The sequence below is a fragment of the Legionella beliardensis genome, assembly GCF_900452395.1.
Taxonomy (GTDB): domain Bacteria; phylum Pseudomonadota; class Gammaproteobacteria; order Legionellales; family Legionellaceae; genus Legionella_C; species Legionella_C beliardensis.
On sequence record NZ_UGNV01000001.1, the window covers coordinates 2312194 to 2325108 of the forward strand.

The following is a 12915-nucleotide window of genomic DNA, read 5'->3' on the forward strand; positions in this document are numbered from 1 at the left end:
TTTAAATCACAATGATTTTTTTATGACAATTAATTCTTATCGTCTACCTTGTCAGAAAAACAACTCCATGCTAATGTGTTCTTTCTTTGTGCGGACAATTTTATGCAACAAGTCGTTACTAAATTTGGTGGTACGAGTGTCTCAACTTTGCAAACTTGGGAAAATATTGCACAAATCACCCAACAGCATATTAAAAGCGGCGTACAGCCCATTATTGTCTGCTCAGCGATGGCACAAATTTCAAATAAGCTTGAAAAAGCTACCGAAGCTGCCTTATTTGATCAACATCAAGTCATTGCAGACGATATCATTCAAAGTTATTTTCAACTTGCTGAAAGCCTCGGTGTTTCGCCAGACTTAATTAATTTAGAAATTACCTTAATTAATCAATGGCTTACAGGCATTGCCCTACTTAAAGAAGCACCTGCTAAAACGCGAGCACAATTAATGAGCTTGGGCGAATTAATGATGACTCGCCTTGGGCATGCTTTTTTGCAGAAAAAAGGGATAAACTGCCTTTGGTTTGATGTGCGTGAAGCGTTAGTCTCAACGCCAGTTGCAGGTGGAGATACCATTAATTTTCTAGCTGCACGCTGCACAAGTGAACCTAACCCAGACCTTAAGCAGCGATTCGTTGGCTCAGGCGCACAAGCGATTATTACCCAAGGCTTCTTTGCTGCTAATCCAGAAGGCGATACTGTGTTATTAGGCCGCGGCGGTTCTGATACCTCTGCAGGATTGCTTGCTGCCATGTTAAGTGCTAAAAGTTGCGAAATCTGGACAGATGTACCAGGCATTTATACAGCCAATCCCTATCAATTTCCCCATGCTCGATTACTTAAACAACTTAATTATGATGAAGCGCAAGAAATTGCATCCATGGGTGCTAAGGTTCTACATCCTAACTGCTTACCGCCAGTACGCAAAGCCAATATCCCCATGATTGTAAAATACACGCAGTTGCCTGAGCATTCAGGTACACGCATTACCAAAGACAGTGATGAGTTAGCACCGCCCATTAAATCAATACAAATAAAACATAGCATCATTTTAGTATCGATTGACACCTTAAATATGTGGCAACAAGTCGGCTTTCTCGCTGATGTTTTTACAGCCTTTAAGCGTCATGGCTTTTCTGTGGACTTATTATCTTCTTCTGAATTTAATGTCACCTTATCACTTGATACGAATGCAAAACTGCATGAAAGACGCGCTTTAGAAGCGCTTTTAGCTGAATTAAATCAGTTTGGCCGCGCAAAATTGATTGAACCTTGCAGTGCCATTAGTTTAGTAGGGCACCATATTCGTACTATTTTGCCACAATTAGGCCCAACACTAGAAGTTTTTGAAGCCAAACAAATTTATTTAATGTCCCTTGCCTCAAATGATTTAAACTTAACCTTTGTCGTTGATGAATCTCATGCTGAAAAATTGTGCCAGAAATTACATAATTTATTGATAGAAAGTAACCCGCAAAGCTTTTATTATTCAAAAAGTTGGCATGAAGAATTTGGTAATCCAGGCCTGCGCCCTCTTCCTTGGTGGGAAACCAAACGAGATAAGTTGCTTGATTTAGCACACGCCCATTCCCCCTGCTATGTTTATGATCGCGAAACGCTAGTAAAGAGAGCAGATGAATTACTGCAATTAACAGCGCTCGACCAACTCTTTTATTCAGTAAAAGCGAATGCCAATAGTGAAGTCTTAAAGACTTTTTACCAGCAAGGATTAGGCTTTGAATGCGTATCAATTAATGAGCTGCAGTTTTTATTGAAATTATTCCCAGATATTGATCCTAAACGCATCTTTTTTACCCCTAATTTTGCTGCTAAAAATGAGTATGAATTTGCACTTTCTCTTAATTGCTATTTAACCATTGATAGTTTATATCCGTTAGAGAATTGGCCAGAATTATTTAAAAATCGCGCTATCTTTTTACGCGTTGATCCAGGCAGTGGTGCCGGACATCATAAATTTGTCTGCACGGCTGGCAATGAATCTAAATTTGGCATACCACAAAGTGATTTAGAAACAGCCCAAAAGCTTGTTGCTCAACATCAAATTTCGGTCATTGGTTTGCACGCTCATTCAGGTAGCGGCATTTTAACCACCGAGCTTTGGCAAAGCACAGCGCAAATGCTAACCATGCTTTTGTCCTTATTTCCAGAGGTTAAAATTGTCAATTTAGGCGGCGGCCTTGGTGTGGTCGAGAAACCAGGCCAGCAGCCACTTGATTTATCTGCCTTAGACGCGGCCCTATTAGCCGTTAAAACTCGCTTTGCTCATCTGTCTTTCTGGCTAGAGCCAGGACGCTATTTTGTGTCCGATAGCGGTGTTATTTTAGCGAAAGTAACGCAATGTAAAGAAAAAGGTAAAGTACGTTTTATTGGGATTGAAACAGGTATGAATTCTTTAATTCGCCCTGCTTTATATGGCGCTTATCATGAAATTGTTAATTTAACCCGTCTAAATGACGAGAAAACAGATTTTTCACATGTTGTTGGTCCTATTTGCGAATCATCTGATACCTTAGGTTATGATCGCCTTTTCCCAAGAACCTTTGAGAACGACATCATTCTAATTGCCAATGCGGGCGCTTATGGCTATTGCATGAGTTCTAATTATAATCTACGGCCTCCAGCACAAGAAATTGTAGTAGATTAAAATGCTTAAAGACCACAAGCAACGTGAACAGGCAACTGATCCAAGCCGCTCTTTCATTGTCCAAGCTCCAGCTGGCTCTGGTAAAACAGAGCTGTTAACGCAGCGTTTTTTAAGATTACTGAGTACGGTTACTTCGCCTGAACAAATTGTTGCCTTAACATTTACCCGCAAAGCAGCCAGTGAAATGCGAGAACGTATCATCACGGCATTACAACGGGCGGCAGATGGTCTAGAAGCAACGACGCCACATCAGCAACTTACAAAGCGCTACGCCCAAGACGCTTTAAAGCAAAGTCAAAAACTTAATTGGCAACTGCTTAAGCAGCCAGGCTCCTTAAAAATCATGACGATTGATGCGCTGTGTCAAACAATTAGCCAGGCAATTTTCTTAGATGATGAGCAAATCCCCTATGCTAAAGTAAGCGATGATCCACAGGGCCTTTACCAACATGCGATACGAGAATGGTTAAACGATGTATTAGATAAAGAGGCTCTGCATTATCCCCTACAGGTATTACTCCATCATCTTGATAATCGCCAAGACAAGCTCATCTTATTATTAAGTGATTTACTTAAAACGCGCGAGCAATGGTTACCCGCTCTCTATGCTGCCCATGAACAAACAAAAGAAACATTTGAGCAAGCTCTCTATCTGATTGAACAGCACGAATTAGAACGTTTTCTTAAAAGCTTTCCTTTAACCGAGTGTGACGAATTACGTCAATTATGTAGTCAGTTTGCATCGCTTAACATAGAGGCAAACATTACTCGACAACCTCTTCGCACCTGGAACTCAGTAAAGCAATTTAATAAGGAAATAGCAACCTGCCTAGCCATGTTACTGTTAACTAAGGATGATAAATTACGTAAAAGTTTTGATCATCATGTCGGATTAAAACGCGATTGCTGTGCCAAAGAAGTGTATGACGATTTAAAAGTTAGAAGTAAAGATATTTTATATAAATTAGGCCAGATGCCTGATTTTTTAAAAGCATTAATTCGTTTAAAAAACCTACCACCGCCACATTATAATGCTGAGCAATGGGAAGTATTACAAGCGCTCTTAACCCTACTTCCCTTATTAGCTGCTCATTTGCATATTACATTTAGCATTAAAAACCAAGTCGATTTTACCGCTATTTCGCAACAAGCTTTGTTAGCATTAGGTGATGATTTATACCCAACTGATTTAGCGCTTTACCTCGATCATGCTATTTGCCATTTATTAATTGATGAGTTTCAAGATACTTCCATTCAACAATTTCAGCTCTTAAAAAAACTCACTCAAGGCTGGAGCCCTAATGATGGGAAAACGCTTTTTATTGTGGGCGATCCTATGCAATCTATTTATCGCTTTAGGCAGGCAGAAGTAGGGCTTTTTATTAAAGCAAGGCAACATGGTTTAGGACATCTTAACTTAATCCCACTCGAGCTTTGCTCTAATTTTCGTTCGACTAAAATGATTGTCGATTGGGTCAATGAACACTTTAAAACTATTTTCCCCAAACAGGATGATATTGAAACAGGCGCTATTTCTTTTCATGCTTCTACTCATGTTTTAACGGAGACAACAGCGAGCTGGATTAAGGCGCAACAAGTTAATGATAAATTAGAGGAAGCGAGTGCTGTTGTTAATTTAATTAAACAAGAATTAGAAAAATACCCGCAGGATAAAATTGCCATACTCGTGCGCTCACGTACTCATTTAACAGACATTGTTTCAATACTGCGGCGAGCTAAGATTCCCTTTCAAGGCATTGACATTGAAAAGCTATCAAGTTTAGCGCATTTAGTCGATATTTGGTCTCTAACGAAAGCATTGCTGATGCCTGCTAATCGCCTCGCGTGGTTAGCCCTTTTGAGAAGCCCTTGGTGTGGGCTTAGTTTAAAAGATTTGTACTACATTGCTAATTTTAACAAGTATAAATCGATTTATTATGCCTTGGCTAATTTAGATAAATTGCCCCAATTAAGTGAAGAGGGATTAATTCGGGCGCATTACCTTTATACCGTAATGCAGCGTGCCTTAAATCAGCGCCAACAAAAGCCTCTAGTTGATTCGCTCCTGGACATTATGAAGCAATTACATGGCGACTTACTTCTTAACGATGCCCAGCAACTCGATATTGAGCAATTTTGGAGCCTGCTAAATCGGTTTACTAAGGATGGTCAAATTAGTGATATCAAACAATTAGAATTAGAATTTAAGCGCCTTTATTCGCAACAAGTTTCAGCATCACGCCTACATATCATGACCATTCACAAATCAAAAGGCCTGGAATTTGATGCTGTCATTTTACCCAGCTTAGGAAGTAAAGCGCAGCAGCAAGATAAGCCGCTTCTGCGTTGGTTAAAGTTACCCAGGCAAACGCAAGACGACTTATTGCTCATGTCGCCCGTTCGTGCCGCACAGCAAAAGCATTGCCCCTTATATGATTACTTAGCTGAGATTGATCTAGAAAAAGAGAGTTATGAACAACAGCGGTTACTTTATGTTGCGGTCACCCGTGCCAAAAAAAGATTGTACCTTTTTGATAATCAACAGAAAATAACGACAAACACCATGCGCGATCTATTAAAGGCACAATCATTTACAACGCTTGATTTACCAACCCAAACGCTTAATTCACAACCGCTGCTTCCTAGCTTAAAGCGTTTGCCTGTAGACTTTTATATCAGACCACCTGCAGACTTAACACCAGGAACAACTTCGCGGTTAACTATCCAAATAAATGATAAAACAAATCCCGCCGACCCTATTATTCATGAATTACTTTATTGGATTTTTAATAATCACCCAAGCCAGGCAGATGAGCTACCTTGGGGGACGATAAACCGGCAATTACAAGCATTAGGCTTTACTAAAGCAGAGCAGCAGCACATGCTACATCAATTACAAACTCAAATTGCAACAATGCTTGCTAGTGACTTAGGGAAGTGGCTTTGCAAAGCGCATGTAGATGAGCGCAGTCCCTATGAGCTCCTTACCTATGAAGACAGCCTAATTAAAACAAAATTAATTGACAGAACTTTCTATGATAAGGATGTTTACTGGTTAATTAACATTAAAACAAGACAAGCCAATGCAGAGGAGCAACGTCTAGCGCAAGAAGAATTAAATAAAAGTGCTATGCTCTTGCAAGAAATCATTGAAGTCCCAATTAAGCTTGGCCTATTTTATTTACCAACAGGATTATGGCTAAATTGGACACTAACGCCTGCGCTATGCCTATCAAACGAAGACTCGTGATTTTCTAATGTCTTACATTTTTATATCTTTATTCGAGCTCTTTTCAAGCAATGCATTTTGAATAAATTCCATCGTGTCACTGCATCTATCCAACAAATGAATAAGCCTCGTTTCTTCCTCCGGATTATTCTTATCCATGCGCGCTACTACTTGTTCCTTATAATTTTGGACAACTTCTAAGTCTTCTTCACTTATTTCTTCGCGGCTTTTACTTAAAATTTTATCAATTTTTTCATCAGCACCTTCCATGATTAAATCATCCAAATCGTATTTTTCCTGCACTGGAATGAAAAAGGAGCCACGCATGCCTGTCATCGTTCTTTTATGTAAATTTCTAAGATCATGAACATAATCTGCAAATTTCTCTGCATTAAAAAGATTATCTGAGTCTCTAGGAGGTAGGCATTCGGCGAATTGTTGACCCGTTGTTAACCCATCACTGATTCCATGACTTAAATGAAAGTGTGGGCTTTGCAGCGCATCTCCTACAGCAACTAACCAATGTTGGTTATTAGCAGATAAACGTTGCACAGGGTTCTTAAGGCGAGAAAGGGTTAAATCAAAGCCAGTTACACTTAATTGATGTTGTTTTTTTGCTGCCTCTTCGGCAAGGGGTCCATCTAGATGATGTCTCTTTTGAAATTTTTCTTTTTGCTTTTGAAATTCAGCGGGCTGCGCCTCATCTCCTTTAATATATAAATCGTTTGGGTCTATTGCAAAGCGTTTACAAACCATATGCTTGCACCAAGCTTCAATTTGCTCACGGCGGAGAGCATTTTCTGCTTTTATGTCACGGTTATTCGCTTCATCAAATAGTCTTATTTTTGTGTAAAAGCCAGGTATCTCTCCGCCTACATAGAGGCGAGTATGCGCACGATTAGCAAAGATATATACTTGAGGTGCTCTATCATGATTCCAACCAAACTTAAGCTGCAGTTCTTTGATGTCTTCTTCTTTAAAGTTTAACTTGTAAGTATAGCCAGATTTATTTTGAAGTTTTGGGTATTTTTTCTCAATCACTTCTTTGTCTAAGTGAAAAGTTGCCGTACCCTGTGCTTCGTGCGGCAAACGTACTAAGGGCTCTGAAATATCATCAGCTGTTTTTGAATGCACAAGCCGAAAAGCTTCTCTTTTATTGCCAGTCGCATCAACAATATGAAGATAAGGAATCGTGTGTTGATTCTGGTTAATATCTGTTAGGGTAACGGTACTAGAAGATGGGTCTATTTCTGTGAGTTTAGCGACTCGCCTATCGAGATGTATAAAATGATTTGTTTTATTCGGAAATTCCTTTAATTTCCTTAATAGAAAATTTTCAACTTCCTGAATAGCTAAAATGCCATCATTTTTAATAAATTTATCTCTAAATCTGACATCGTCTGCATTATTAGGATCAACATGTGAAAGTAAAATTTTGCGCGCTTCTTTATCTTTAACAAATACATTTTGGGTTCTGACTGAATAAGGGTATTCGGTAACCAGTAAAACATCATACCCTTTGCTTAGCGCAGCTAAAGCGGTAGATAGCCCAGAAGGGCCACCTCCCATAATAACAATGGGATTCTTAAGGTTTTTATCGGCAAGCAGATCATCTAAACCACTTTCATGTCTAGTTCTCATAATTTGCGGTACTCTAATGGAAGATTACTCACAATTTTGTTTAATTATAGTACAAAATTAATGCGGGAATTTTTGTAAACCACACGGTAGATGACCTAAGCACTGCTTGAGCTTAGATGGTTTTTAACCCAGTTGATTTTTAAGGTTGAATTGATATAAATTTTTTATTTCAAAAACTTAATTAATGCTTACCCTTCACTTAAAAAACTCAGCTTAGGATTGAGTTATTGTTATTAACTTCCTGATTTTGCGACTCATTATCACGGGATTTGTCTTGCTCCTGAGCTGGCTGCTTATTCTTTGCGTTATTTATTTGTTCTTCTGAGGAGGTAAAAAAGCGAAACTTTCTTCTACGGCTAGGGCTATCAAGTTTTACGCCTTTATCCCAATAAGTCGTATCTAGATCATAACAATACTTAGGTACATTCGTAGGAATTCTAGGTGATGATGGTTTTTCAAGCTCATATTGCTTAACGAGTTCTTCTATTTTTACTTCACCTTTTATGTCTTTATTTGGTCCTTTAGCTCTCATTAAAGCGACAGGTTTAAACTTATCTGTTTTAGTGCCCTTGGTGTTAAAAGTAATACCCGTTCCTAAAGGTTGATCAATCATTTGCAACACTTCTGCGCTTGACAATAATGATTTACATTCCCCACTAAAACATATTTCTGGATTAACCTTAATACCATGTTCATTAAAATAATTTTTTATTCTTTTTATTAATAGCCATTCCTCTAAAGTACTATGCATAGTCGCTGACTGTAGAAAAGGCCTCATAACTACTAATTGTAGATCTTGATTCGTTTTTAAATCTTTACAATTAAATACAGCATAAGCATGAGTATACATTTTTTCACTAGGAATTGTTTTATCAGGTGCGTAAGCTAGGAATGTATCTGACAGATTATCTACTGAATTCAACCCTACTGTAAGTACATGACCTTCGTCATTGAGAATTAGAAGTCGATAATTCTTAAAAAAATCAAATTGAAATACTTTTCCTTCTTGAATTAACGAATCAATAGCTTGTGTTGCTGTAGTATGCTCATTTTCTTGCAAGCCTTCTACTACCATATTATCTGGTGTAGAATTGTTATTTTCTGAGTCAATAACTTCATCTTTTGGGGAACTGCCTGTATGTTCAGGTTGCTCGTCAAGCTTAACGAATTTAGAAAAGTTCTCAGAATTAGTATCCACTTTACGCTTTAGTTCACTGCTTTTCATACCAAAATCTACAGAAAATAAGTCATTAGCTTCTATGTATTATACTAGGAATTTATTAAGTAAAAATTAACAATATTGAATAAATTATAGCCAAAACAAGTAGTTCATGAAAAGTGAAGCCATGTTATATTTTATTATAAAATAGTTAGCTTAATTTTGAATTATTGCTATTAAATTCTCTATCCTGGTCTTGAGACTCATTATTATCATTTGATTTATCTTCTTGCTCATGAGTGTCCTGCTCATTCTTTACTTTAGTTGTTTGTTCGCCTGAGGAGAAAAAGCTATCTTTTCTCCGATATTGAGGACTATTAAGTTTTAAGCCTAAATCCCACTCTTCCTTATCTAAATCAAAATTACGCTTAGGTATGTAGGTAAGTATTCTAGGCAGTGACGGTTTTTCTCCTCCATGCCACCTTTGAACTAGCTCTCTTAGCTTTATTTCATCTGAATTAGTAAGTTCTTTTAGCTTAGCAATGGGCTTAAAGGCATTTGTTTGCGTACCTTTGGTGTTAAAAGTAATACCCTTTCCTAAGGGTTGATCTATCATTTGCAACACTTGTTCGATTGTTAATAGTGATTTACATTCACCACTAAAGCAGTAATCCTTCAAATCAAGCTCAATATTTTTCTCTTGAAAATATTTTCGTATCGTATTTGTTGTTACCCATTGCTTGAATCTAGTATGCCAAGTTTCTGCCTGTGCAAAGGGCCGCATAATTACTAATTGTATTGGCTGTTCTGTTTTTATATCTTTACCATTAAACACCACATAAGCGTGCGTATAATTTTTTTCATTAGGAATGGTTTTCTCAGTTGAGTAAGATAAAAACGTAGCTGACCGGTCAGCTAATGAATTCAATCCTACTGCAAGTACATAACCTGCTTCACTGAGTATTAAATACCTGTGCGATGTGAAAGTGGATTTTTGATGTATCTTGTCTGCTGCTAATAAATTGTCAAGGACTTGTGTTGATATAACCTGTTCTGGTTCTGTTTCTTGAGAGTCTTTAAGCACTGAAGTATTATCTACAGATATAGTATTGCTGTTTTCTAAGCTACTAGATTCATTTTTTAAGGAATGTTTAGTACTTTCAGCTTGCTCACTAAGCTTATCAGAGTTAGCAGATACTTCAGAAGGATTTACAGTAGTTGTAAGGGGTCTAGTGGGCAGGGCCTGCTCTTTATCTGTCACTCTACGCTTTTGTAATATACGACTTTGCATGTAAAACCTACTAAAACATAAAACTTACTGATTATGTCCTAAGGGATTATACTAGGATTTTATTAAGTAAAAATTAACAAATAACACACAATTTGATTATGCTGTAGACAAGATCACTCAGATAAACTGAAATGAAACTTAGCTATCAATCCTAATGATTTGCATCAAACTACGTTGTAATACGATTAATTAGTTATTTTTAGTAGTTTGGCCCTTATCAGAATCAACATGCAAATAACCTGTTATCAGCTTATCTATAACCTCTTTTTTAGTATCCCATTGTTGAATAACCACGCGATTTAGCTCTTGACAATTATCACCAAACCAAGGTCCTAACTGTACAATCAATAAAGGAATCGTTGTTTTAAGGCAATTATTTACGTCTTCCTTTATTTCTTTTTTACATAAGTCACCTTTGGTATAACAAGTATCAATCAGATTATTAGCTAAATTTTCCCAGTTAGCAGGCGGTTCAACACCTAAAAATTCTTTATTCATAATGTTAGGTAGGCTATTTTTTACTAACCATTTAGCCTTCGCAGGAGACATAGGCTTAGTGCATAATTTTTTTTCAAAATTATCTTTTAAATCTCGCCCTATTACTGATGTTTTCTGTAAGTCGGGACAAATGGGCTTTTCAGGCGCTGCAATCAAGGATGTATGCCAAAGAAAAAAAACTAATATCGGACTTATTTTTGGTAATTTCATCATTATCCTTCGCTCATTTAGATTAAAAGGCTAATTTACAAATACGTCAATTCAGTTATTATAGTTTAAAAATAAACTACCATCCTGCTATCTATGACTATTTCCTCCTATGCTGACGAAGTTTTACAATTGACAAAAGATGAGCTACTTCACTTAACAGCAGCAGAAATGGGGCTTAAATTTAATGAAGAAAAAGAGGGCAGCCGCCTTACTGTTTATTTACAGGCAGGCTTTCCTGTTAATTCGTTACACACACATTTTTTGCCAATGATTAAAGCAAAGCTGCAACAAATATACCCATCGCTACAAATTGATACCCATTTAGACTTTTTTGTAAAAGCACATCGAACGCAGCTAGCAGGTAAGGGATTGCGTGGTGTTAAAAATACAATAGCCATTGCCTCAGGAAAAGGCGGTGTTGGTAAATCAACGGTGGCTGTTAATTTAGCAACCGCATTGGCACGTTGCGGCGCGCGTGTCGGCATTTTAGATGCTGATATTTATGGGCCAAGCATTCCCTTAATGCTCGGTCAACATCAGCCTGTTGAAGTCAGTGAAGAGCATTACTTGCCAGTCAAAGTACATGGCATACAAGCCATGTCAATTGGTTATCTAATGCCAAGCGATGAGCAAGCATTAATATGGCGTGGACCTATGCTCGCTAAATCCTTAATCCAAATGCTTGATCTTACTTTATGGGATGAATTGGATTATTTATTGATTGATTTACCCCCGGGCACAGGCGATATTCAATTAAGCTTAGTGCAAAAAATTCCTCTTACCGGCGCGGTAATCGTCACCACACCGCAAGCTGTTGCAACCTTAGATGCGCAAAAAGCCATTCAAATGTTTTCTAAAACAAACATTGATGTTTTAGGCTTAGTTGAAAATATGTCTTTTCATACCTGTAGCCATTGTGGCCATCAAGATAATTTATTTGGTGAAGGAGGCGGAAAAAAATTGGCATCGACATTTAACATCCCTTTATTAGGCCAATTACCACTGGATAACCGTATTCGCAGCCATTGCGACGAGGGACGCCCGACAGCCGCGCACGCTAAAGATGAATTAGCTTTAGCTTTTACCAAAACAGCGCTTAATTTAGCGATTAACTTGGCAAAAAAACCCTTAAACTACGCTGATCGGTTTCCACCTATTGTCGTTGAATAGATAGCTTTGACAGACATTGCTTATTTTTTATCACTGTGGCTGCCAGAGGATTTACGAGCCTTATTCTTAAGGCTATTTTTAAGTAACGTCATAAAATCAATGAGATCGTCATTTTTCTCAGTAGGCTTTTGCGCTTTTCTTTTTGTTGATTTGGTCGGTTTCTTTTCTTCAATCCATTTCATCAGCGCTTCACGATACTCATCATGATACTTTTCAGGCTGCCATTTGGCGCTCATTTCGTCAATTAAATCGGTCGCTATTTTAATTTCGCGATCGTTAATATGATAAGCTTTTAGGCTTTCTTCTGGAAATTCAAATTCACTGTGACTGCGAATTTCTTGCTGGTAACGAATCACATATAAAATTAAAGCATCTTCATGAGGTAGAATTAGTGTTAAATGCTCTCTGTTGCGAATGACAATTTTAGCAACACCCACTTTCTTGGTCTTTTTTAACGATTCACGCAACAAGACATACGCTTTTTTATTAGAGCTATCGGGCACCATGTAATAAGGTCTATCAAAATAAAGACAGCTAACGTCACTTAAATTTACAAATTCTTCAATATCAATAGACTTAAACGCTTCAGGCGCGGCCCGCTTAAAATCTTCCTCATCGAGAACAACATAGCTTCCTTTTTGAAACTCATACGCTTTAACCACCTCATCCCAAGGCACTTCTTTACCCGTTTCAGCATTAATACGTTCATAGTGAACACGAGATTGATCACGGGAATCTAAAAGATGGAAACGTAACTCATTCTTTTTTTCGACTGGGTATAAATCCACAGGAATTGCTACTAACCCAAATGAAATATATCCCTTCCAAACTGGTTTTGTCATAGTCATCCCTGTGTTATTAGGCTAAATGAATTCTTATTTTAGTATAGGATAAAACCACCTGAAGTAAACTGCTTTAATACCGGTAGATAAATTGAATAATTATATAAGACTTCTTTTCTTCATCTTTACCTAGCATCCTTAAGCTAAGATCCCTTCTTGCAATAAGGCCATTTACAGCCTAAGCTCGTAAACAGCCGTAGCAAAGTTAAAA

At 37.7% G+C, this 12915-nt stretch carries 8 protein-coding genes; 3 read left to right on the plus strand and 5 right to left on the minus strand.

Annotated elements, in window-relative coordinates; translation table 11 throughout:
• The first annotated feature begins 102 nt into the window (after window positions 1-102).
• Complete coding sequence (locus DYE47_RS10245) at window positions 103-2664, plus strand: bifunctional aspartate kinase/diaminopimelate decarboxylase (protein ID WP_115303175.1); 2562 nt, start codon at window positions 103-105, stop codon at window positions 2662-2664.
• Window position 2665: 1 nt separating this feature from the next.
• On the plus strand, window positions 2666-5914 hold the full coding sequence (locus DYE47_RS10250) for a UvrD-helicase domain-containing protein (protein WP_115303176.1): 3249 nt from the start codon (window positions 2666-2668) through the stop codon (window positions 5912-5914).
• Between the two features lie 12 nt (window positions 5915-5926).
• On the opposite strand, the gene DYE47_RS10255 is transcribed toward DYE47_RS10250, so the two are convergent.
• The 4 genes from DYE47_RS10255 to DYE47_RS10270 all read right to left on the minus strand — a co-directional run bounded on the left by DYE47_RS10255 (window position 5927) and on the right by DYE47_RS10270 (window position 10695).
• The gene (locus tag DYE47_RS10255; RefSeq protein ID WP_115303177.1) at window positions 5927-7534 is read right to left on the minus strand and encodes an FAD-dependent oxidoreductase; all 1608 of its coding nucleotides are present in this window, start codon (window positions 7532-7534) and stop codon (window positions 5927-5929) included.
• A 208-nt stretch (window positions 7535-7742) separates the two neighbouring features.
• Window positions 7743-8759, minus strand: a complete 1017-nt coding sequence (locus DYE47_RS10260) for a cupredoxin domain-containing protein (RefSeq protein WP_115303178.1) — start codon at window positions 8757-8759, stop codon at window positions 7743-7745.
• A gap of 145 nt (window positions 8760-8904) precedes the next feature.
• On the minus strand, window positions 8905-9984 hold the full coding sequence (locus tag DYE47_RS10265; protein ID WP_115303179.1) for a hypothetical protein: 1080 nt from the start codon (window positions 9982-9984) through the stop codon (window positions 8905-8907).
• 189 nt (window positions 9985-10173) lie between these two features.
• Window positions 10174-10695: a hypothetical protein gene (locus DYE47_RS10270; RefSeq protein ID WP_131750072.1), complete on the minus strand. Its 522-nt coding sequence runs from the start codon at window positions 10693-10695 to the stop codon at window positions 10174-10176.
• 90 nt (window positions 10696-10785) lie between these two features.
• On the opposite strand from DYE47_RS10270, the gene apbC reads away from it, so the two are divergent.
• A complete protein-coding gene (gene apbC / locus DYE47_RS10275) occupies window positions 10786-11862 on the plus strand; it encodes an iron-sulfur cluster carrier protein ApbC (RefSeq protein WP_115303181.1) in 1077 nt (358 codons plus the stop codon).
• Window positions 11863-11882: 20 nt separating this feature from the next.
• Here the strand turns inward: apbC and ku are convergent, their stop codons facing one another.
• Window positions 11883-12704 (minus strand): non-homologous end joining protein Ku, encoded by an 822-nt coding sequence (gene ku / locus DYE47_RS10280; protein ID WP_115303182.1) that lies wholly within the window; start codon window positions 12702-12704, stop codon window positions 11883-11885.
• Between the last annotated feature and the right edge of the window lie 211 nt (window positions 12705-12915).